This is a genomic window from Spectribacter hydrogenoxidans (assembly GCF_031846275.1).
Taxonomy (GTDB): Bacteria; Pseudomonadota; Gammaproteobacteria; order Nevskiales; family Salinisphaeraceae; genus Spectribacter; species Spectribacter hydrogenoxidans.
Genome location: NZ_JAVRIB010000016.1, coordinates 51,494 through 71,917, shown reverse-complemented (window position 1 = coordinate 71,917; position 20,424 = coordinate 51,494). Strand labels below are relative to the sequence as shown.

The following is a 20,424-nucleotide window of genomic DNA, read 5'->3' as shown; positions in this document are numbered from 1 at the left end:
AATTTTTAAACACCACCGGCAGAAAAACGTGCAAACGCAACCAACGCCGAGACAACGTCTGGCGCGCACGCGAGGACTCTGGACGCAGATCGATGGTCTGGCGTGGCAAGTGCAACTGCGCGAGGAATGGGCCGAGCGTGGCGGGAAACCCGAGATGCCGGCTTCAAGGCCTAGTGGCGGAGGGGTGTCCGGCTAGCCAGCCGTCATGCCACATCAAGCGGTTGTATCCGGTTTATTTCTTTTTCAACCGAGCGGGCCACCTCCCACAGATCCACCGTCCGTTGGGCGTTGAGCCAGAATTCGGGCGAGTTCCCGAATAGGCGCGCCAGGCGCAGGGCAATGCTCGGGCTGACGGCACGGCGCTCGCGCACCAGATCATTGATGGACTGTCGCGACACACCGATCGCCCGCGCCAGGGCGCTGATCGATAAACCGTACTCGGGCATGAAATCTTCACGCAGCATTTCACCGGGATGGGTAGGCCGCCGTGTCATTTGACCGGTATTGGTGAAACTCATCTTCGCCACTCCATGATCAGTGATAGTCACAAACTTCAACGTCGTAGGCATCGCCATCGACGAACCGAAAGCAGATGCGCCACTGATTGTTGACCGCAATCGCATGCTGGCCCTTGCGGTCACCGCCCAGGGCATGGAGCCGATTCCCGGGCGGCACTTTCAAGTCATCCAGCCGAACCGCGAGGTCAACATACGCCAGCTTGCGCAGAACCCGTTTGGCAACATCGGCGGGAAACCGTCGGCTCCGTCCCGACAAGTACAGCGTTCGGGTACGGCGATCCGCAAACGTCTTGATCATGCAGATAATTGTAATGCGTCACGTGACGAATGTCACCCGCGGCCACGTGAGCAGGTCTCGCCGTCGATTACCTCGCCTGATACGTTCCCGTTGAACCCGGCCTGCCAGCGCGTAAGCAGCTCGACAATCACACCAGGTAACGCAGTCCATGCCAGCAAACATCCCGCAGACCATGACGGAAATCGCCATCACCCAGCCGGGTGATGCCGACGTCCTGCAGTCACGGGTTGTGGATGTCCCGGCGCCCGGCCGCGGCGAACTGCTGGTGCGCGTGGTCGCCGCCGGCGTAAACCGGCCGGACATCATGCAGCGCCAGGGCAATTATCCGATGCCCCCGGGCGTGAATCCGACGCCCGGGCTGGAGGTCGCGGGGACAATCGTGGCCGTCGGCGACCAGGTGACGACCCATGCGGTAGGCGATCGGGTCTGCGGCCTCACCGAAGGCGGCGGCTATGCGGAATACTGTCTGCTGCCGGCCACCCAGGCCCTGCCCATTCCCGGCGGCCTGACGATGAGCGAGGCCGCGGCCCTGCCGGAGACGTATTTCACCGTCTGGGCCAATCTGTTCGACACCGCCGGGGTGAAACGCGGCGATACCGTGCTGATCCACGGCGGCACCAGCGGCATCGGCACCACGGCACTGGCGCTGTGCCGGGCCTTCGGTATCACCACCCTGGCCACCGCCGGCAGCGACGACAAATGCCGTGCCGTGGAAGACCTGGGCGGCATCGCCATCAACTATCGCGAAACCGACTTCGGCGAGGCGGTGGCCGGGCACACGAATGGTCAGGGTGTCGACACGATTCTGGATGTCGTCGGTGCGAAGTACTTCAATCGCAATCTGGCCGCGCTGGCCCGGGACGGCCGGCTCATCGTCATCGGCTTCATGGGTGGCGTCACCGCGGATCAGGTCGACCTGCTCACGCTGGTTCTCAAACGCGCCCACATCACCGGCTCCACCATGCGCGCCCGCAGCAAAGCGGAAAAGGCCGCGATTGCCGACGCGCTGCGTCAACAGGTCTGGCCGCTGCTGGCATCCGGCGACTGCACCCGGCCCATCATTCACGCCACATTCCCGCTGGCAGACGCCGCCGAGGCCCATCGGGAAATGGAAGCCGGCCGGCATATCGGCAAGATCATGCTGACGGTCTCGTCAGCGGATCCCTGAGTCACGCAAGACCCACATGACTTCAACCACGGATTGCACCGATGTCTGCATCATCGGCGCCGGGCTGGCCGGTCTTCGTGCGGCTCAGCGGTTGAGCCAGGTCGGCCACAGCGTGCGTCTGCTGGAGGCGCGCGACCGGGTTGGCGGCCGCACCCAAGGCGACATGCTCTGCGGCGAAGCGGTCGACGTCGGCGGCCAGTGGCTGGGCCCCGCCCAGAGCCGCGTGTTCGCCCTGTGCGAGGAGCTGGGGCTGCAAACCTTTCCCCAATACGCCGACGGCCGGCGGCTGCTGGAAATCAACGGCAGGCTGCGCAGCTACCGTGGCACCATCCCGCGCATGTCCCTGCTCGGCCTGCTGGACGCCGATCGCGCCATCCGGCGAATCAACAAGGCCGCCAGCAGGATCGATCCGGCCGCGCCCTGGGAGGCCGCCGACGCGACGCGCTGGGACCGCATGACCGTGGCCCAGTGGCTGCAGAGCAACCTGCATACCCGCGGCGGGCGCAGCCTGATGGAAATTCTCACACGCGCCATCTACACCTGCGAGCCGCACGAAATATCCCTGCTCTACTTCCTGACCTACGTCGCCGCCGCCGGGAAGATCGAAACACTCGCGGAAGTCCACGGCGACGGTGCACAGCAAACCCGTATCCGCGGCGGCGCATTCCAGCTGGCAGAACGGCTGGCGGATCGGCTGCCGGACGGTGTGCTTGCACTGAATACCCCGGTGCACGCGGTGGAGCAAAACGAATCCGGCGCGTTTATCCGGCACGCCCGCGGCGAGGTGCATGCCGGCCGCGTGATCGTCGCCCTGGCCCCGGCCCTGGCCGCCGGCATCCATTTCGAACCGGCCCTGCCCGCGACTCGCATGCAGCTGCACAGCCGCATGCCGATGGGCTCCGTCATCAAGGCACTGGTGGCCTATGAGCGCCCCTTCTGGCGCGACCGTGGCCTGTCCGGCGAAGTGATCAGCGACATGGGCCCCTTCGGCCCGGTGCTGGATGCCACCCCGCCCGGCAGCTCGCACGGCTTCCTGGTCGGATTCTTCGACGGCGGCCACAGCCGCGACCTCGCCGGCAGCGACCAGAACAGGCGACGCAACGCCGCGGTCACCGCACTGCGGCGCTACTTCGGCGCGGACGCCGCCTCACCAATCGGCTATGTCGACAAGGACTGGATCTCCGATCCCTGGAGCCAGGGCTGCTACGTCGGCATTGCCACGCCCGGCACGCTGACCGACTGCGGCCCGGCCCTGCGAGCGCCTTGCGGCCGCATCCACTGGGCTGGTACCGAAACCGCGATCCGCTGGATCGGCTACATGGACGGCGCCCTCGAATCCGGGGAACGGGCGGCTGGCGAGGTGGCGGCGACGCTGGCCTGACTCAGCGAGGCAGAAGGCACCGCCTGAAACCCTCATTCGTCAGGAATCGCCAACCCAGTTGGCCAGCCGCAAGCGTGGCACACGGTTGAACTCGCGTTCGTTATTCGTCACCAGCACCGCATCCAGTGCCAACGCGTGGGCGGCGATAAGCTGATCCAGCGCACCAATGGGTTGACCCTGTCGCTCCAGATGGCTGCGCAGTTCACCGTATTCCCGCATGGCCATTTCATCAAACGGCAGAACCACCAGCGGCGCCAGAAACTTGTCCAGTGCGTCCCGATTCTTCCGGGAGCTGCTCTTGGCTACACCGTAGGTCAGTTCCGCGCCGGTAATGCTGGAAATAGCGATCTCGCCGACTTCATGGCCGGCGAAGTGTTCAAACACCTCCGGCGGGCGCCGGTTGATGATGTAGATGCAGGTATTGGTATCCAGCAGCGAAACCGAACGGCTCATTCCGGCCAATCCGGACGCGTCTGCTGGGCGGGTTGCTCACGCTCCATCTCGAAGCTTGGCTCGAACTCGTCCAGCGCCTCCCGCATGACTTCCCAGGGCGCATCCAGCGGCAGCAGCAGGACGCCGTTTCCGAAGCGCTTGGCAATCACCTCCGTGCCCTCGAACCGCAATGCCTTGGGCAGGCGCACGGCTTGACTGCGTCCCGATTTGAAAATCTTTGCAGCGGTCATGGTTTGCCTGACACTTCGGATGATAGTTACCAATGATATTTATCACTGTGTCCGACGTCAATGTGCTGGGAGATTGCAAGCAGAGAGCACGGTTCTGTGTCTAAAGGGCTCCGACCTCTTTGACCATGAGGATTCCCATCAGGCGACGTCGAGCAGTTTGCGCAGTCTGTCCCGATTGCTGATCAGGTCGCTGAGCCGGTAGCTGTCCAGTACCTCGAGAAAGGCCTGCTGCGCTTTCCCGAGTACGCCCTTGAGCTTGCAGGCCGGGTCGATGGGACAGGTGGAATTCGGGCCGAAGCATTCCAGCAGCTGCAGGTTTTCCGTTTGCCGGACGACCGCGCCGACGTTGATCTCGGCCACCGGCAGCGCCAGCTCCAGGCCACCACCGCGGCCGCGGTGGCTGTGGATGTAGCCGAGTTGCACCAGCGTCTGCGCCACCTTGGCCAGGTGATTGGCGGAAATGCCGTAGCGGTTTGCTGCGTCCTGGACCGTCGCCGGCCTGTCCCCGGAATGGATGCCCAGGTAGATCAGCAGGCGCAGCGAGTAGTCGGTGTGCGTGGTTAGTTGCATGGAGGCTTGACTCCCATAAAACAGGTAAATAGTATACCAGATTAAATAGGCATCTCACTTACCTCTTATTCCAGGCGCACAGGAGAATACACATGCTCAAGCCGGAAACCATTGCCACCGTGAAACAGACCATCCCCACCCTGCAGGCGCATGGCGAGACCCTGACGCGCCACTTCTACACGCGCATGTTCGAGAAGAATCCGGAGGTAAAGCCGTACTTCAACCCGGCACACCAGCAGGCCGGCACCCAGCAGCGGGCCCTGGCCGGCGCCATTTGCGCCTATGCCCAGAACATCGACAACCCGGCCGCGCTGGCCGGCGCGGTCGAGCTGATCGCGCAGAAACACGCCTCGCTCGGTATCAAGCCCGAGCATTACCCGATCGTCGGCGAGAACCTGCTGGCGGCGATTTGTGAAGTCATGGGCGAGGCAGCAACCGACGAAGTGATCGACGCCTGGGCCGAGGCCTACGGGGTGCTGGCGGATATCTTCATCCAGCGCGAGCAGCAGATCTACGATGCCCAGGAACAAACCCATGGCTGGCAGGGCTTCAGGCGGTTCACGGTTGCTCGACGCGAGGCGGCCAGTGACAACATCGTCTCGTTCTATCTCGAGCCGGCCGACGGCGAACCGCTGGCCGCCCATGAGCCGGGCCAGTACACCACCGCGAAGGTGACGTTGGCCGACGGCAGCGCGGCAATGCGCAATTACAGCCTGTCGAACGCGCCGGGCACCCCGTACTACCGCATCAGCGTCAAGCGCGAACCGGCGCCGGCACCAGATGCACCAACCGGCGCGGTGTCCAATCATCTGCACGATCATCTGCAGGTCGGCGACAGCCTGGAACTGGGACCGCCGTGCGGCGAATTCACGCTGGATCTGCCGAGCGAGGAAAGCACACCGCTGGTGCTCATCGCCGGTGGCGTGGGTATCACGCCGATCCTGTCGATGCTGCATTCGGCCCTGGCGCGCTCATCGAAAGCGCGGCCGATCGTCTTCATCCAGGGTTCACTCAACGGCGCGGTGCATGCCTTTGCCGAGGAGCTGCGCATGCTCAAGGGCCAGTACAGCAACCTGCAGCTGCACGTGCGCTATAGCGATCCGCGTCCCGAGGATCGCGCGGCGGGCCGCTTTGACAGCGAAGGCATTGTCGACGGCCAGCTACTCGACGACTTGCAGGCTGGGCAATCCGCCAGATATTACTTCTGCGGTCCCAAACCCATGCTGCAACACGTCAACAAGCTGCTTAAGGGCAAGCACGTGGCGGCGGACGATATCCGTTACGAATTCTTTGGCCCAGCCGAGGCGCTCGAAGCCTGAAGTCTTCTCGCTATTACAGGCATCACGCGTCCGTGCCAAACCATATCTCGAACTGATTTGGCCGGACATCCCCGGTATGGGCAAAGTTCTTGAGTTCGATCCGTTCGTCCCCCAGGCCCTCCGCCAGAATTCTGCGAATGTCAGCCGCCAGCGGGCGCTCGTTCTCATCGAAATAGCGGACCTGCGTCCGGCTTGGCCCCTGGTCCATCACGACTTCCACCTCCGGCACCACGATATCCAGTCCCGATAATCGCTTGGATACAGCCTCGGCGAGCGCAATCTGGGAACGGCTGCGGACATGGATGTATACGCGGGGCCGGATCCTGAGCTTGTCGAGCGCGACCTGCACATCGGATAGTCGCTGCTGTACCCGGCCGATCCGCGCCTCCTGGACCTGTTGCTGCTCCAACCGGGCTCGTCGCGCCTCTGCCTCTGCTTCTTGCGCCTCAGCTATTGGCTCTCGTGGACGCTCCCCCGGCTGCTCGGCATCCTGCCCCGCGGCTGACGCTTGTGGTAGCGGCTCGGCCTCCTGCGGCATTTCAGCCATCCGGAGTTCGTTCTTGATGGCATCGAGCTCTTCCTGGGCCGCTGTAATGGCCTCCTGTACATCGGCCAGTTCGGCTTCCCGTTCCGCCACCTCCTCGCGCTTTTCGACGATATCCTGCTGCAACCGCTTTTTCGTTTCCTCAAGCTCGGTAATCCGCGCTTCCAGCGTCTGCAGCTGGTACACGCTGTAGCCGATTGCGCCCACCACCACTGCGAAACCGGCCAGCGTCAGGGCCGCCGCCCAGTAGGAGGCCCGCGCCCTCTGCCATTGCCGGATTTCGTCGCTCATCCTCCGCCATCCGGATTCGCGGGCTGCTCCAGCAAGTCCACCGCACGGTTCCACATATGCAATAGGCGGCCGGTCATTACCGAAATCACTCCACCGGAACCGAACATCGGCACGATCTCGGCCGTGCGCATCTCACCGCGCTGGGCGGCCATCACCACCAGCACAATCAGCACCAGTAAACAGACGACGATAATGGCCAGGTAAACGAAGCGCTCCACGCGGAACAGCGAAGTCACCTCCCGGACGGCCTGCACACGATCCGTTAGCGGTTGCTGTGGCATGACAAGTCCTGCCCGAACCGATCAGCCGCAGGGCCCATCAGAGGAAGGCTACGGACCGCCGCGAGGAGGGCTGGCCGGTAACCGCCGGTCCGTTGCTCGCAACGACTGTGGTAGGCGTGTGGTTTCCTGCATGGCCGGAATTCCGGGGAGTCAATCCGGTCATGAACACAGCGCATGCCGGTCACCGGAAGGCCTTCGGCGATTCCGTGCGCTGTCCCAACCTGTGCGGCAATCGTCATGTCCGCGACGCCCCCGTTCCGAGCGCTCTCTCCCGGCCATTATCGCGCTGCCGGCCCGATTTTCAACTCCGGAAACGATGCGGAGCAAAATCAATGTTGCGTGCGGAACAATGGTGAATCTGGCAATGGCGGCATTGTCGGATATCCGGGCAGGTCCGGGTTCATGTAATCCCAGGGGTGAGCCCGTGCCTGAAAGATATCTGCAGCCGGCTGATGTCGGCCCGGATCATCCAGGCCACCGGCCTGCACCAGAACGATGCCCGGCCGCGCCGGTTCCCTGATCAGCAGTGGCGAACCACATTGCGCACAAAAACCGCGCTGCATGGTGTGACCACTGTCCGCTACCACCGAGTGATAGGCTGGTTCCCCGGTCAGGATTTCGAATGCAGTCGTCGGCACCACCAGTATCGAGGCAAAGGCGCTGCCACTGGCCCGTTGGCAGTCGCGGCAGTGGCAATTGAACGCCATGACCGGCTCGGCCGAACACCGGTATCGAATTGCGCCACAGGCGCAACCGCCCGAATAGCAAACAGGAGTGGTCATTGAAACGCCTCCCGGGCTGGATCCACTTAACCCTATGTTTTAGACCCCCGAACCCCCGAACCGATACCTGACATAACCGGGCCAGAGCGACGGATGGCGCAGCACCCCCGCGAAAAGCAGGAATCGGTCAAAGTACACAACTCGCTCCTTCGCCAGCCCGTCTTCCAGGATGAACCGATCAACAGCAGGGATGCGGATGAACCCCGAACCCGCCGGAAAGTGCAGCTCGTGTTCGATGAACGCCTCTTGCGAATCCTCCAGCCACCGCATGACCTTCGAATACGTGCCCGGAAGCCATGCCAGCAACCTGGAGAATTCCACTCGTACCGCGGCTCGGCCGCGTAGGGGCGGACGGTGGGGCTGGTAAAGGACCACATCCTCCGTCAACAACGATACCAATTTTTCGGCGGTCGGATTGTGCCAGGCGATCTCGAAACGTTTGCAGAACGAGTCAGGCATGCATTACTCCGGCAGGCAGGCGTGCGGAATCACAGTAAAATCCTAGCGCGGATATCTCAGGGTGCCGCGAAAGCGCTTTACCTTCTCTACCGCGAGGCAAAAAGTAAGACCCGAAAGCCGCGGCAAGATCCACCACCATCACGCCGATCAGGGCGGCCAGCGGAATCGCTTCAATCAGTGTGGACCCGAACATGATGAAGGACAGCAGGAACAGCGCCGTGGCCGAGAGCTTTTTCGCTACGCTCAAGTTCGAACTGATCGACCGACGTGTAGTTGCCAGCCGACAGGCTGCTCGAGCGGCATTTTCGAATACATCGAGGTGTTTTATAACCGCCAGCGGATCCATCAAACGCTGGGCTATCGAACGCCGTTAGAAGTGGAGCAAACCCATCAAGCTGTGGCTTGATTCACCTGCTCGTGGGAGCCGGGCCAGCTCAGACTCCATTGAAAGCATATTCTTAACTGTGGTCGATCAGGCTGGAAGTGCCTCCGGCAATAACCAGCCTAAGCTACCGGATCTATATAACCCAGCGACAACGCCTTGGCCACGGCGTGCGATCGGTTGGCCGCGTCCAGCTTGACCGCGGTGCGCTTCAGATGGATCCGGACGGTTTCGACAGATAGCGTCAGGATGATGGCGGTCTCTTGGGCGGTCTTGCCCCGTGCGGCCCAGTGCAGGCATTCCGCCTCGCGCGGGCTCAGCGGATGGCAGCCCGCGGGAGCGAACGGCCTGCCGAATCTGCTGATCAGGACGTGGTGGAAATAGTGGGCGAGGAAAAACAGGGTCTCTCGCGAGAGTGCGACGCGTTTTTCCCAGCTCTCCTTGGGGCCGTCCCCGGCGACGGTGATGAAGGCGAAACGGCCGCCGGCCAGGTGTATGGGTATCGTCAGGCCCCGGTAGATGCCGTGATCGGCCAGGTAGGTCATGCAGTCCCGTTCCCGGCGACAAAGATTCGTCCGGTGCTGGACGTCCGACCAGTCGACGAAGCGGCGTCCTTCGAAGCAGGCGTGGAAATATGGATCGTGGCGGCGGTGCTTGTCCCACTGCCGGTCCCAGCCCCTGGGGAAGTTTCGGGTCTTCAGGGGCGGTGCGCGCCATTCGCCGGTGCGTAGGCGCGGCACCGGCAGGTAGGAGTAGTCCACGAGGGGAAATCCCAGGCGGCCGACCTCGGCCTGCAGGATGTCCATGGCGGCGTCGACGCTGCCCGTGGTTTCGAGCGCGTGGGCGAAGTCCCGCAAGTTCGAACTGCTCACCTCGGCCTGCGGGCTTGGGAGGGTTGCATGATCCTGTGGCACGTTGTCTTTATACCGCACAACGCCGGGGGCAGGGCAACCGGCACGGGGTCTCCGCGGGGCGTGGTGCGGTGCGGTTAGATATCCGGACGTTTGCTCTTCCAGGGCGATGTGGCGGCCTCGAGCGCGGCGGCGGCGCGGAAGACGGTTTCGTCGTCGTAGGGGCGGCCGACGATCTGCATGCCGGTGGGCACGCCTGTGTCCGCGAACCCGGTCGGCACGCTCATGACCGGGCAGGCGCTGAGCAGGTTGAACGGGTAGGTCAGGAACCATCCGATGTAGGGGCGCACCGGCTCGCCTTCGACGATCACCGATTCGAAGTTGCTCTGGTCCGCCTTTACCGATGCGGTCGCGGTGGTCGGGCAGATCAGGAGGTCGTAATCCTGGAAGATGCGCGCGAGCTTCTGGTACATGCCGAAGCGGAGCTGGTGCACGTTATAGAAGCTCTTGAGGGAGTGCTCCCGCCCGCGCTCGAGGATCTGCACCACGAACGGGTCAAGCTGGTCGCGCGAGTCCGTCAGCAGCTCCCCGGCCAGGGCCCAGAACAAGCCTTCCCACGTCGTGAGCCAGCCTTCGTCGGTGTCCGTGTCCCAGCCGAGCCGGACTTCGTCGACGTCGCAGCCAAGCTCCTGGAGGGTGCGTGCGGCGGCGTTGGTGTTCTCGCGCACTTGCGAGTCGATGCGGTAGTAGCCGAGATCCATGGAAAGACCGATCTTCAGCCCCTTGGCCGAGTCGAATGTTTTCGGGAGGATGATTCGCTCGCGCAGGGAATAGTGGTCTGCCGGATGGACGCCCGACATCACGTTCTGGAGCAGGGCCAGGTCGGCGACGCTTCGCGTCATTGCGCCGTAGTGCAGCAGGGTCTCGCCTGGGTGCTCGCGATCCAGGGGATTGCGCCCGAAGGGTGGCTTGTACCCGAAAAGGCCGGACATGGCCGCCGGAATTCGCAGGGAGCCGCCGCCGTCCGTGCCGTCGGCGATTGTGGCCATGCCGGCGGCCAGGGCGGCGCCGGATCCGCCGGAGGAGCCGCCGGGGGTGTAGTCGGGGTTCCATGGGTTCCGGGTCACGCCCCAAAGCGGAGTGTGCGTGACGCCGGAATGGGCGAATTCCGGGGTCGTGGTCCGGCAATGCATGATGGCGCCGGCATCCAGCAGGCGTTCGACCGTGGGTGCCGTCTGGTCGGGGCGGTAATCCGCGAATACGCGCGAGCCGTACGTGGTTATCTCGCCCTCGACCGAGTGCCAGTCCTTGATGCCGCAGGACAGGCCCTCCAAGGGTCGTACGTCGGCGCCTTTCGCGTACCTGGTTTCCGCCGCTTTGGCCAGCTCGAGGGCGCGGTCGAAGTAGGTGTCGGTCAGGGCGTTTACGGTGTTGTTGACGGATTCGATACGATCAATCTGGGCCTGCAGCACCTCGACCGGCGAGAGCTCCTTCGCCTGGAAGGCGGCTAGCGCCTCGGTGGCGCTCAGGTAGCAAAGATCGAGATTGTCGCTTGCCATCGCCGGACTCCGTTTATACCGATCCATGGCACTGAATCCTGGCCAGGGCTATGGGAGGCCGCAAGTAACCAAAAAAAGGGGACATGGGGCGCGAGAAATCAAAAATCAAAGGGATCAGACTCCATTGACATAAAGCCCGGTGAGCGGCGACACCTGCGCCACCAGGGCAAAGGCCACCGCCTCCGGCACCATTGCGAGCGCAACCGTCAGGCCGCTGAGAACATTGATTCGGAACACGGCCGGGGGGATCATCCAGGTACTTTTCTCCAGAGAAAACGGGGTTGCTTCGGCGACGGACGTCGTCGAGCCAGAAGGCAATCAGGAGTGCGGTCGGCGGGCCAACGCGGTGGCGACCTTGAAGGCCTTCTGGACCTCGTAAAACGTGTCGCGGTGATAGCCCATGATCTGGCAGGCCTTGGAGACATTGCCCAGCTCCTCGGCCAACTGCAACAACGACAGCTTGCGCTTGGTACGCTGTGATTCGGTGGTCATCGGGGACCCTCCTTGCTAACTCGATGTGTGGTAACAAAGAGTCTATCGGAGACCCCGGTGGCCGCCGCCCCTGAATCCACTCAGGGGCAGCGGGTGTCGGATAAATACTCAACTAGGTCAATCGCGCCGCCCCAAACCGCCCATACCGCAAAAGTACCGAAGGCAGAACCAGCAGATTCAGCACCGTCGACGATACCAGCCCGCCAATGATAATGGCCGCCATCGGCCCCATGATCTCGCGGCCGGGGTTATCGCTGCCGATGGCGATGGGGAGCATGGCCAGGGCGGTGACCAGGGCGGTGACGAGGATGGCAGTGAGGCGTTCGCGGGCGCCGCGGCGGGCGGTTTCGGCGTTCCAGGGCAGGCCCTCGTCGGCTACCAGGTGCTGGTAGTGGGACGCCAGCATGATGGAGTTGCGCACGGTGATGCCGAACAGGGTGACGAAGCCCACCAGCGAGCCGATTGACAGCCAGCCGCCGGTCAGCCAGGCGGCCACCACGCCGCCGACCAGCGAAAACGGCAGGTTCAGCAGCACCAGGGCCACGTTACGCACGCTGCGCAGGGCCACGAAGATCATCACCAGGATGCCGCCGCCGGCCAGCAGTGAATGCAGGATGAGTTCGCGGCGGGCTTCGGCCTGTTCCAGGGCGGCGCCGGTGAATTCGGGATAGGTCTCGGCGCTGAACTCCACGTCCGCCAGCACCCGGGTGCGCAGGGCGTCGAAGAACGAGGCGAGGTCGCGGCCGTCCACGTCGGCGGTGACGGTCTGTACGCGCTGGGCGCCTTCGTGCAGCACGTTGTAGCGGCCGGCCACCTGTTCCACGCGGGCCACGTCGTCCAGCGGCCGCAGCCGGCCGTCGCTGTCGGCCAGGGGCAGGTTGCCTACGCTGGCCGGGTCGCGGCGGTGTTCCGGGGCCAGGATCAGGTTGACGTCGCGCCGGCGATTGCCCTCGTAGTAATGCCCCACCACGTCGCCTCGATAGGCGGTGCGGATGGCTTCCACCGCGTCCAATGGCGGGATGCCGTGCATGGCCAGACGCTGATTGTCCAGACTGACGTTCATCAGCGGCACGTCCGCCGAGGAACGCACCTGCACCTCGGCGGCGCCGGGCACGTCGCGGATAACGTCCGCCACCTCGGCGGCCAGGCGATCCAGCTCGGGCAGGTCGTGGCCGAAGATGTTGACCACCACCGGCGAGGTGTAGCCGGAAATGGTTTCGTCGATGCGCTCGGTGAGAAACGTGTTGGATTCGTAGCTGATGCCGGGGAAATCCCGCAGCACGGCGTTCAGGGCGTCGATGACTTCCTGCTGCTCGGGGCCGGACAGGCCCTTTTCGAAGTCGATCTCGTATTCGCTGTAATGGGTGCCGTAGGTGTCGGCGCCCCGCTCCGCCCGGCCAGCCCACTGCGACACCGATCGGATACCGGGTATTTCCCGCCACTGTTCGGTCAGCTGCTTGCCGTGGCGGATGGATTCCTCCAACGAGGTGCCCGGCAGGCTGGTGGTGTGAACGATGTAATGACCTTCGCGCAGTTCGGGCAGGAACGACCCGCCGAACAGCGGCAGCAGGGCCACCCCGCCGGCACTCACGGCCAGCGCCGCGATCAGGGCCACCCGCGGACGGGTCTCGGTGCGGGCCAGCACCCTTTCATAGCGGGGTTTCAGCCAGCGGGTGACGGGCGGCTCGTCCGCGCTTTCCCGGCGGCCGGTGAGCAGCATGGCTGCCAGCGCCGGGGTGATGGTCAGGGCTACCAGCAGTGACACCAGAATGGCCAGGATGTAGGCCAGACCCAGCGGCGCGAACAGCCGCCCCGCCACCCCGCCCAGGGTCAGCAGCGGCACGAACGCCAGGATCACGATGAAGGTGGCGTAGACCACCGAGCCACGCACCTCCATGGAGGCGTCGTAGATCACCGGCAGGAACGACCGCGGCTGTGCCAGCGCGCGGTTTTCGCGCAGCCGCCGGGCGATGTTCTCGGTATCGATGATGGCGTCGTCGACCACCTCGCCCAGGGCGATGGCCAACCCGCCCAGCACCATCACGTTGAGGTTGATGCCGAAGGCCAGCAGCAGAATGGTGGCCCCCAGCAGCGACAGCGGAATGGCCAGGGCCGAGATCACCGCCGCCCGCCAGTTGTACAGGAACACCAGCAGCACGATCACCACGAAGCCGGCGCCCACCATCAGGTGACCGGCAATGCTCGAGAACGAGGCCTCGATGTAATCCGCGGGGCGGAACAGGTGGTCGTGCAACTCGATGTCGTCGGCGGCCAGCACCACGTCGAGATCATCCAGGGCATTCTCGATGTCGCGGGACACGGTCAGGGTGTTGGCCTGGTACTGGCCGATCACCATCATCACCACCGCCGGCTCGCCCATGATCTGGGCGGCACCGAAGGCCGGCGCGGCGGCCTCCTCGACGGTGGCGATGTCGGCCAGTTGCAGTCGCCGCCCGGTGGCCGGCGAGGCCAGCGTGACCTCGCGCAGGGATTCGGCGGCCTGCGGCGTACCGGTTACCGTCACCGGCAGCTGCTGGTTGTCGTTGGCCAGGAAACCCGCGCCGCGCACGCCCGTGGCCCGCAGCGCCGCGGTACGCACCCGGGCCAGGGAAATGCCGTGGGCACGCAGGGCATCCGGGTCCACCTGGATCTGCAGCTGGCGGATGTCGCCACCGAACACGTTGACATCGGCCACTCCGGGCACGCTCAGCAGGCGCGGCACCAGCGTGCCGTCCACCGCGTCGCGCAGATCCATGAGCGAGGCGCTCGGCGAGGTCACGCCGATGGTCATCACCGTGGCCGAGGATGACGACAGCGGCACCATCACCGGGGCCTCGGCCCCGGGCGGCAGCTGGTTGCCCACTGTGCCCAGGCGCTCGGCCACGATCTGGCGGTTGCGGAAGGTGTCGGTATCCGGCTGGAAGATCAGCGTGACCACCGAAAGCCCCTGCATGGACTGGGAACGGATCAGCTTCAGACCCATCAGCCCGGCCAGGGCATTCTCGATCGGCTGGCTGACCTGCACTTCCACCTGCTCGGCGGTCAGGCCGGGGGATTCGGTCTGGATCACCACCTGTTTGGGTGAGAACTCCGGAAAGATGTCCAGCCCGGCCTCGGTCAGCATCCAGCCGCCATAGCCAAACAGCATCAGCGCCAGCGCCAGCACCACCCCGCGCAGGCGCAGGGCGAAATCGATGAGGATGCCCAGCATCAGGCTTGCCCAGCCCTGGCCGTGCGATCCATCAATCGTCGTCCTCTTCCGGAATGCTGGCGCGCCGTTCCTGGGCCAGCATCAACTGGGCGCCGGATACGACCACCGCATCGCCAGCCGAGAAATGATTCTCGACCAGCCAGTCGCCGCCCGGTCCGGCTCGGCCGGTCACCGGACGGCGCTCGAAATCATCGCCGCCGGCATGCACGAAGGCCCAGGGTTGGCCGGCGTCCCAGACCACCGCCGCCGCCGGAATGCGGATGCGGCGCCGTTCGGTGCCGTTCACCGGCACACTGGCGGTCAGGCGCATGCCGGTGCGCAGCGGCCCGGCGTCGGCGCGGGCGTACCAGGTGGCGCCGTTGCCGACGGCGGCCAGACCCGGGGCCGGGGCGATCAGGGTCGCGCTCAGCGTGTCGTCATCGGTGATCAGGTCGATCGCCGCACCGGTTTCGGGCTGGCCCGCGCGCCGCGGCAGATTGACCAGCAGCAGAAGCTGGCGGCGGGTTTGCAGGGCCTGCCAGGCTGCCGGAGGCTCCTCCGCCGTGGCCCAGTCGAACAGGGCGTCGCCCCACTGATCGCGGAAGCCGGCCTCGCGGCTGGCCAGCGTGGCCCGGGCGGCGTCCAGCCGGGCGGCGTTGGTGCGCTGTTCGGCCCGGGCCACGGCAAGCTCGCGGGCGGCGACGTTGGCATTGCCGCCCTGCAACCGCCGCAGACGTTGATAATTCTCGTTGCTGGCTTCGCTGCGTGCGCTGGCGGCGCGTACGTCGGCACGGGCCTGCAGCAGTTCCGCCTGCCCCACCAGCAATGGCTGCAGGCTGAGCACTTCGGCGGCGGCAGTGACGGTGGGCACGCGCCGCTCGGCCTGCAGTTCGGTCAGCCCGATGCCGGCCAGGGTCCGGACTTCCTCATCCATGGTCATGCGTAGCGGGGTGTACTCGCCCACCGGCGGATCGTCGTCATCATCGTCGGCGTGAACCGGACCGATCAGCAGCAGAGCCAGGGCAAGCGCAGCAAGGGTTTTCATGGGCCGGACTCCGATTGCCGGTCGGTGGTGGACTGGTTGACGAAGCGGCGGATGGCCAGCTGAAGATCGTCATCGCGGACCGGCACGGTGGTCTGGGCGGTGGTTTCCAGCCGCGCCCGGGCCAGCAGGGCATTGCGCCAGGCATCCAGCCTGGCACGCCGGGCGGCCAGGGTCTCGATCTGAGCGGTGAGCAGGTTCAGGCGGTCGACATAGCCGGCGGCGTGGCGCTGGCGGACTTCCGCTTCGTAATCCCGCTGCTCGGCCAGCAGCTTGTTGGCGGTTTCCAGCACCCGGCGCTGGCCGCGGTAATGGGTCACGGCCTGATCCAGTTCCCCGATCACCCGGGCCTGCAGCGCCCGGAACCGGGCCGCGGCGGCATCGCGGCGCGCCCGGGCGGCGGCAATCGGGCCGTCGTTGTAGCCGCGCAGCAACAGCATCCAGGAGGCCTCCAGCAACCAGACCGCGTCACCCTGATCGTAGATAAAACCCGGCGCCAGGGTCACGTCCGGATACTGGGCCGCCACCGCCCCGCGCAGGTCGGCATCGGCCGCGGCGAAGGCAGCCAGTTCCCGCTGGATGTCATAGCGGCCGGTCAGCGCACTGCGGCGCAGGCGGAGTTCGTCCACCGCCGGCAGGTCCCCGGCCGGCTTGCCGAGACGGTTGCGAATGGCCTCGATGGCGTCGGTGGGTACCCCCATGGCCGCAGCCAGGCCCATGCGGGCGGTGATTACCTCGTTGCGGGCGGCTACTTCTTCCAGCCGGGCCCGCTGATCGCGCAGGCGCATCACGCTGACTTCCAGGCCGCCGGTCACCCCGGCGCGCTGGCGTTCCACCAGCAGCGTGGTGGCCTGATCGGCGGCCAGCCGCTGCAGGGACGCCAGGCGCACTCGCATGCTGCGGTCCTGCCATTCGATGTAACGGCGCAGCACCCGCTCGCGCAGCTGCCAGGCGGAATGACCCAGCTGCTGGCGGGCGGCATCGATGCGGGCGCGGGCGGCGACGATGCGGGCATCGCGCTTGCCGGGGGCCTCGAAGGTCAGATTCAGCAGACCGCCCAGGGACCAGTGCGACGCGCCCTGCTCTTCCGGATCGGTGTCATATTCGGTCTGCAGTTGCACGCCCGGCGGGGGACGGCGGGCGGCAGTCTCGCCCTCGGCCTGGCGGGCCCGCCATTCGGCCCGCTGGACGGCGAAATCCGGGTGATGAAACAGCGCGGCAAGAAACAGCGACCTCTCATCCCAGCGCTGCGGGGGCCAGTCTGTGCGATCGGGATTCAGCGCGGTGACGAAATCGGCCAGCGCCGGGGAATCCAGGCGCTGGTCGCGGAACTGCTGTGCGTTGTCGGCGGGATCAAGTGGCGTGGGTTGGTATTGCTGGGTGGCGCAGCCGGCCGCGATCAGTGACAGGACCGCCGGGCCGAGAAGCCGTACCGGAAGCCTCGTCACCGCCGACACCGCGGGGCTTCCGTGACGAAACTGGGAAGTTTTCCCGACCATGCCGGCAGTATAGCGGCCGCGTCGCCGCCCGCAGCAAATCGGCCGTAAGGGGCTCTCTGGTTCATGCCGCGCGGCCTGCGCCGGTGTCATTACCGTCGTTCCGACGCCTCGATCCCGATTTCCCAGTGCTCGACCGAGGTCTCGAGGATTTCCCCGGTCACGGCGTGCACCTCGATCTTGCGTTCCACGCCATCGCTGTCTTCGATGTCCAGCTCGAAGACCGGATCGCCGTTGGCATCCACCTCGTATTCCACTTCCAGAATCCGGCCGGGCACCAGGGCCAGCGCCCGCGCCTCGGCGTCGGCGGTGGTCAGCTCCGCGGTACCGGCGAAGCGGGGATCGTCCGGGCCGGGCACTTCGCTTTCGATCTCATAGATGGCACCGGAACGGGCATCGCAGCTGAGTTCCCAGGACCCGCCGGCGTTGTCTCGCACCTCGATGACGAAGGCCGGGACACCTTCGGCCGAGGGGTCCAGATACTCGACCTTGGCGAACTCCCCCGGTTTCACGGCGGCCGCGGCGTCCAGGCACTCGCTGATGGGGACGTTCGGTGCGGCGATGGTGATGGCCGGAAGCATCGCCAGTGCGCAGGCGCCGAACAACCTGGCAGGGGCGCCAAACATGAGGCCGGCCGAAGCCGGCCCGGCGGGCGCCAGCCTGCCTTCTGCAGGGCGGGCTTCAGCCCGCCGCAAGCGCCGCGCCGCCGACGACTTTGAAACTGATAACAACGCCATTCCGATCATGAATCGCCTTCCTGTCGGTCGCCGCAGCCCCGAAGCGTTTGATCCTGCCAGATTACCTCGGCCATCCATGCATGGCGCTCACCGCTCATGCTGTTACGGCAGGTGTCAGCTCGCAGGCGAATCTCGAGATCGGCCGACGGTGCCACATAAATCCGGGTGCCGTCGGTTGTCCGGCGATGCTCGATGGAGTCGGTCTGCACCACCGTCGGTTCACCGATGCCGAACACGAACTGCAGGCGCTGTGCGCCCTGCCCGTCCCGGAGGCGCACCATCCAGGCCGGTTCGTTGCCCTGCAGCCGCCAGTGATTGCCGGCGTCCGGCAGCGGCGACGTTAGTATGCAAGGGGCGTGGGTAGTGCCATCCACCGTGATCATCGCTTCGATACGGCCCTTGTCCCAGAACTCGACCTCGTCGGCCGCGTAGCGCGCGCCGGAGGCCGAACGAACGGCGGGCAGTGACCAGCGAGTCCGATCCCGTTCGAGGACGACGCGGTCCGACGCGACCGGCTGCACCGAGAACATCTGCCCCGGACAGGCGTACTGCAGGCGGCCGGCGGCCTCCTCGGCGGATTCGGTGCAACCGACCAGCGTCAGCAGGAACGCGATCAGGCCAAACCGCACGGGATCAGTCCAGTTCGCCGATGCTGCGCGACAGGATCTGGCTGAGCAGACTCAGGGGCTCGTCGGTTTCCGCCGCCCAGTCGTTGAAGATGGCCTGTACCTCGCGCTGCGCGGTCTTCGACTTGAACGGCCCCGGGTGCGCCTGCCACTGGCGCAGGCCGGCGGTCACCCAGTCTGTGAGCAGGAAGGTATCCTTGCCGGCCATGCGCAGGAATGCCGGGCCGGAATTGCCGCCCAGCTGGGAAAAGCGCTGATTCAGCTCGAACCAGAGGTCCACGATCTCGTCCTCCGGCCAGCGGGCCAGCCAGACGCCGAAACTGCCGAACTCCTCGCGGATCGCCTGCATGGCGATGGCGTTGCTGCGCACCGCTGCCAGCTTGCGCGGATGCCGGATCAGGGATTCGTCCTGCGTCAGCCGCTTGATGTCGGCGTCGTCCAGCGCCGATGTCTGGTCGAGATCGAAACCCGCAAACGCGGCTTCGAACGCCGGCCAGCGGGCATCCACCATGCGGTGCTGCAGGCCGGCCCGGAAGATTCGTCGGGTCATCAGCGACAGGTAGCGATCGTCGCCCACCATTGCCAGCCCCTCGGGCGGCTCGGGCTGTTTCAGGTCAGCCCGCAGGGCGGCCTCATCGCCGGCACGGGCCACCGCCGCGGCGAGAATCGGTGCGAATGCCGTCACCCGGCGGCCCCGCTTTCCTGCTTCAGTTCCTCGATGCGGGCATTCTTCTCCCGCCACAGGGCGTCGACCCATTTCTTGAGTTCGCCCCGGAAAGCCGGATCCCCGGCGTAATCGCCCTCGAACAGCGGCGTGGGAATACGTACCTGCCGGACTTCGATAATCACCCGCCGCATCTGTCCGGACATCAGTTGCCACAGCCCCTTTGGCGCCCCGTCCGGATAGACGATGGTCACGTCCAACATGGCGTCCAGGCGCGGCCCCAGCGCCGACAGGGCGAAGGCGAAGCCTCCGGCCCGCGGGCGCAGCAGCTGCGGATACGGCGAGGCCTGGCGCTGGTGCTTGGCGGCGGTGAAACGGGTGCCCTCGAGAAAGTTGAGGATGGTCACCGGCTGGTTGCGGTACTTTTCGCAGGCGCGTTTGGTGGTTTCAATATCCTTGCCGCGCAACGAGGGATTCTTCGCGATCTGGGCCGCGGAGTAGCGTTTCATGAACGGGAAATCCAGCCCCCACCAGACCAGCCCCAGGATGGGCACCCAGATCAGTTCCTGCTTGATGAAGAACTTGAAGAACGGCGCCCGCCGGTCGAAGGCAGCCATCAACATGGGGATGTCCACCCAGGACTGGTGATTGGCGATCACCAGATACTGCCCCTCGCGGTCCAGATCGGACACGCCACGAATCTGCCAGTCGATATCCACCAGCCGGCGCCAGACCCAGACGTTGATTGCCGCCCACTGCTGGGCCGCGCTGGCGATCCAGCGGGACACCCGGTCCCGCGCGGCGCCGCGAACAAAAAGCTTGAGCAGTATCAGTGCATAGACCGGCACCATCCAGACGAGCAGGTTGATAAGCAGGATCAGCGAGGTCACGGCGCCGAGAATCGGCGTGGGCAGCCACTGGAGCATGGATCGGGTTCTGGTGCGAAACAGCGCGAATTCTAGCGCGGATCGGTGGCTGACCGGAGCCCGCAAGGCCGGATGAATCCGGCCCTACCACGATGCGGCCGGATTCCATCGAAGGCACCCGACCGTACGGCGGGATTCATCCCGCCTCAAACCCAACCCGGACAC

General features: G+C 65.3%; 21 protein-coding genes and 4 pseudogenes. 5 read left to right on the top strand and 20 right to left on the bottom strand.

The window, feature by feature from the left end; all coding sequences use genetic code 11:
- Nucleotides 1–196: pseudogene (locus tag RM532_RS13830) on the top strand (hypothetical protein); the annotation flags it as partial.
- Between the two features lie 7 nt (nt 197–203).
- Here the strand turns inward: RM532_RS13830 and RM532_RS13825 are convergent.
- Nucleotides 204–518 carry a HigA family addiction module antitoxin gene (locus RM532_RS13825; RefSeq protein ID WP_311653924.1) on the bottom strand — a complete coding sequence of 105 codons (315 nt, stop codon included), beginning with the start codon at nt 516–518 and terminating at the stop codon, nt 204–206.
- A 16-nt stretch (nt 519–534) separates the two neighbouring features.
- Entirely contained in the window at nt 535–816 is a 282-nt protein-coding gene (locus RM532_RS13820) for a type II toxin-antitoxin system RelE/ParE family toxin (RefSeq protein WP_311653923.1), read from the bottom strand.
- Between the two features lie 148 nt (nt 817–964).
- On the opposite strand from RM532_RS13820, the gene RM532_RS13815 reads away from it, so the two are divergent.
- Both RM532_RS13815 and RM532_RS13810 read left to right on the top strand, forming a co-directional pair.
- Nucleotides 965–1,984, top strand: a complete 1,020-nt coding sequence (locus tag RM532_RS13815) for an NAD(P)H-quinone oxidoreductase (RefSeq protein ID WP_311653922.1) — start codon at nt 965–967, stop codon at nt 1,982–1,984.
- A gap of 16 nt (nt 1,985–2,000) precedes the next feature.
- A complete protein-coding gene (locus RM532_RS13810; protein ID WP_311653921.1) occupies nt 2,001–3,365 on the top strand; it encodes a flavin monoamine oxidase family protein in 1,365 nt (454 codons plus the stop codon).
- 39 nt (nt 3,366–3,404) lie between these two features.
- On the opposite strand, the gene vapC is transcribed toward RM532_RS13810, so the two are convergent.
- The 3 genes from vapC to RM532_RS13795 form a co-directional block, all read right to left on the bottom strand.
- A complete protein-coding gene (gene vapC / locus RM532_RS13805) occupies nt 3,405–3,818 on the bottom strand; it encodes a type II toxin-antitoxin system tRNA(fMet)-specific endonuclease VapC (RefSeq protein WP_311653920.1) in 414 nt (137 codons plus the stop codon).
- Nucleotides 3,815–4,048, bottom strand: a complete 234-nt coding sequence (locus tag RM532_RS13800) for an antitoxin (RefSeq protein WP_311653919.1) — start codon at nt 4,046–4,048, stop codon at nt 3,815–3,817. The genes vapC and RM532_RS13800 overlap by 4 nt, the downstream gene beginning before the upstream one ends.
- A 138-nt stretch (nt 4,049–4,186) precedes the next feature.
- Nucleotides 4,187–4,618 (bottom strand): RrF2 family transcriptional regulator, encoded by a 432-nt coding sequence (locus tag RM532_RS13795; RefSeq protein ID WP_311653918.1) that lies wholly within the window; start codon nt 4,616–4,618, stop codon nt 4,187–4,189.
- Nucleotides 4,619–4,710: 92 nt separating this feature from the next.
- Between RM532_RS13795 and hmpA the strand changes: the two genes are divergently transcribed.
- Nucleotides 4,711–5,937, top strand: coding sequence for an NO-inducible flavohemoprotein (gene hmpA / locus RM532_RS13790; RefSeq protein ID WP_311653917.1), 1,227 nt, complete (start codon nt 4,711–4,713; stop codon nt 5,935–5,937).
- Nucleotides 5,938–5,959: 22 nt separating this feature from the next.
- Here hmpA and RM532_RS13785 read toward each other — a convergent pair whose 3' ends face one another.
- The 4 genes from RM532_RS13785 to RM532_RS13770 all read right to left on the bottom strand — a co-directional run bounded on the left by RM532_RS13785 (nt 5,960) and on the right by RM532_RS13770 (nt 8,294).
- Nucleotides 5,960–6,772 (bottom strand): hypothetical protein, encoded by an 813-nt coding sequence (locus tag RM532_RS13785; RefSeq protein WP_311653916.1) that lies wholly within the window; start codon nt 6,770–6,772, stop codon nt 5,960–5,962.
- Complete coding sequence (locus RM532_RS13780; protein WP_311653915.1) at nt 6,769–7,053, bottom strand: hypothetical protein; 285 nt, start codon at nt 7,051–7,053, stop codon at nt 6,769–6,771. The genes RM532_RS13785 and RM532_RS13780 overlap by 4 nt, the downstream gene beginning before the upstream one ends.
- Before the next feature lie 329 nt (nt 7,054–7,382).
- On the bottom strand, nt 7,383–7,835 hold the full coding sequence (locus RM532_RS13775; RefSeq protein ID WP_479725705.1) for a GFA family protein: 453 nt from the start codon (nt 7,833–7,835) through the stop codon (nt 7,383–7,385).
- A 39-nt stretch (nt 7,836–7,874) separates the two neighbouring features.
- Nucleotides 7,875–8,294 (bottom strand): nuclear transport factor 2 family protein, encoded by a 420-nt coding sequence (locus tag RM532_RS13770; RefSeq protein ID WP_311653913.1) that lies wholly within the window; start codon nt 8,292–8,294, stop codon nt 7,875–7,877.
- A gap of 209 nt (nt 8,295–8,503) precedes the next feature.
- On the opposite strand from RM532_RS13770, the pseudogene RM532_RS13765 reads away from it, so the two are divergent.
- Nucleotides 8,504–8,700 (top strand): annotated as a pseudogene (locus RM532_RS13765) (IS3 family transposase); the annotation flags it as partial.
- 98 nt (nt 8,701–8,798) lie between these two features.
- Here RM532_RS13765 and RM532_RS13760 read toward each other — a convergent pair.
- The 11 genes and pseudogenes from RM532_RS13760 to RM532_RS13710 form a co-directional block, all read right to left on the bottom strand.
- On the bottom strand, nt 8,799–9,548 hold the full coding sequence (locus RM532_RS13760; RefSeq protein WP_311653912.1) for a LuxR family transcriptional regulator: 750 nt from the start codon (nt 9,546–9,548) through the stop codon (nt 8,799–8,801).
- 116 nt (nt 9,549–9,664) lie between these two features.
- Nucleotides 9,665–11,086 (bottom strand): amidase, encoded by a 1,422-nt coding sequence (locus tag RM532_RS13755; protein WP_311653911.1) that lies wholly within the window; start codon nt 11,084–11,086, stop codon nt 9,665–9,667.
- Between the two features lie 129 nt (nt 11,087–11,215).
- Nucleotides 11,216–11,338 (bottom strand): annotated as a pseudogene (locus RM532_RS13750) (SulP family inorganic anion transporter); the annotation flags it as partial.
- Between the two features lie 99 nt (nt 11,339–11,437).
- Nucleotides 11,438–11,578 (bottom strand): annotated as a pseudogene (locus RM532_RS13745) (helix-turn-helix domain-containing protein); the annotation flags it as partial.
- A 112-nt stretch (nt 11,579–11,690) separates the two neighbouring features.
- Nucleotides 11,691–14,789 (bottom strand): efflux RND transporter permease subunit, encoded by a 3,099-nt coding sequence (locus tag RM532_RS13740; protein ID WP_311653908.1) that lies wholly within the window; start codon nt 14,787–14,789, stop codon nt 11,691–11,693.
- A gap of 31 nt (nt 14,790–14,820) precedes the next feature.
- Entirely contained in the window at nt 14,821–15,813 is a 993-nt protein-coding gene (locus RM532_RS13735; protein ID WP_311653907.1) for an efflux RND transporter periplasmic adaptor subunit, read from the bottom strand.
- Nucleotides 15,810–17,258, bottom strand: coding sequence for a TolC family protein (locus RM532_RS13730; protein WP_311653906.1), 1,449 nt, complete (start codon nt 17,256–17,258; stop codon nt 15,810–15,812). The genes RM532_RS13735 and RM532_RS13730 overlap by 4 nt, the downstream gene beginning before the upstream one ends.
- 140 nt (nt 17,259–17,398) lie before the next feature.
- On the bottom strand, nt 17,399–17,932 hold the full coding sequence (locus RM532_RS13725; RefSeq protein WP_311653905.1) for a PepSY domain-containing protein: 534 nt from the start codon (nt 17,930–17,932) through the stop codon (nt 17,399–17,401).
- A gap of 116 nt (nt 17,933–18,048) precedes the next feature.
- On the bottom strand, nt 18,049–18,672 hold the full coding sequence (locus RM532_RS13720) for an MliC family protein (RefSeq protein WP_311653904.1): 624 nt from the start codon (nt 18,670–18,672) through the stop codon (nt 18,049–18,051).
- Nucleotides 18,673–18,676: 4 nt separating this feature from the next.
- Complete coding sequence (locus tag RM532_RS13715) at nt 18,677–19,354, bottom strand: DNA-3-methyladenine glycosylase I (protein WP_311653903.1); 678 nt, start codon at nt 19,352–19,354, stop codon at nt 18,677–18,679.
- A complete protein-coding gene (locus RM532_RS13710; RefSeq protein ID WP_311653902.1) occupies nt 19,351–20,259 on the bottom strand; it encodes an acyltransferase in 909 nt (302 codons plus the stop codon). Before RM532_RS13710 ends, RM532_RS13715 begins: the two co-directional genes overlap by 4 nt.
- Between the last annotated feature and the right edge of the window lie 165 nt (nt 20,260–20,424).

Bases quoted from the DNA above. Each gene is read 5' to 3' on its own strand.
- RM532_RS13825 (WP_311653924.1), bottom strand. From the start codon at position 518: ATGAGTTTCACCAATACCGGTCAAATGACACGGCGGCCTACCCATCCC.
- RM532_RS13820 (WP_311653923.1), bottom strand. From the start codon at position 816: ATGATCAAGACGTTTGCGGATCGCCGTACCCGAACGCTGTACTTGTCG.
- RM532_RS13815 (WP_311653922.1), top strand. From the start codon at position 965: ATGCCAGCAAACATCCCGCAGACCATGACGGAAATCGCCATCACCCAG.
- RM532_RS13810 (WP_311653921.1), top strand. From the start codon at position 2,001: ATGACTTCAACCACGGATTGCACCGATGTCTGCATCATCGGCGCCGGG.
- vapC (WP_311653920.1), bottom strand. From the start codon at position 3,818: ATGAGCCGTTCGGTTTCGCTGCTGGATACCAATACCTGCATCTACATC.
- RM532_RS13800 (WP_311653919.1), bottom strand. From the start codon at position 4,048: ATGACCGCTGCAAAGATTTTCAAATCGGGACGCAGTCAAGCCGTGCGC.
- RM532_RS13795 (WP_311653918.1), bottom strand. From the start codon at position 4,618: ATGCAACTAACCACGCACACCGACTACTCGCTGCGCCTGCTGATCTAC.
- hmpA (WP_311653917.1), top strand. From the start codon at position 4,711: ATGCTCAAGCCGGAAACCATTGCCACCGTGAAACAGACCATCCCCACC.
- RM532_RS13785 (WP_311653916.1), bottom strand. From the start codon at position 6,772: ATGAGCGACGAAATCCGGCAATGGCAGAGGGCGCGGGCCTCCTACTGG.
- RM532_RS13780 (WP_311653915.1), bottom strand. From the start codon at position 7,053: ATGCCACAGCAACCGCTAACGGATCGTGTGCAGGCCGTCCGGGAGGTG.
- RM532_RS13775 (WP_479725705.1), bottom strand. From the start codon at position 7,835: ATGACCACTCCTGTTTGCTATTCGGGCGGTTGCGCCTGTGGCGCAATT.
- RM532_RS13770 (WP_311653913.1), bottom strand. From the start codon at position 8,294: ATGCCTGACTCGTTCTGCAAACGTTTCGAGATCGCCTGGCACAATCCG.
- RM532_RS13755 (WP_311653911.1), bottom strand. From the start codon at position 11,086: ATGGCAAGCGACAATCTCGATCTTTGCTACCTGAGCGCCACCGAGGCG.
- RM532_RS13740 (WP_311653908.1), bottom strand. From the start codon at position 14,789: ATGCTGGGCATCCTCATCGATTTCGCCCTGCGCCTGCGCGGGGTGGTG.
- RM532_RS13735 (WP_311653907.1), bottom strand. From the start codon at position 15,813: ATGAAAACCCTTGCTGCGCTTGCCCTGGCTCTGCTGCTGATCGGTCCG.
- RM532_RS13725 (WP_311653905.1), bottom strand. From the start codon at position 17,932: ATGTTTGGCGCCCCTGCCAGGTTGTTCGGCGCCTGCGCACTGGCGATG.
- RM532_RS13710 (WP_311653902.1), bottom strand. From the start codon at position 20,259: ATGCTCCAGTGGCTGCCCACGCCGATTCTCGGCGCCGTGACCTCGCTG.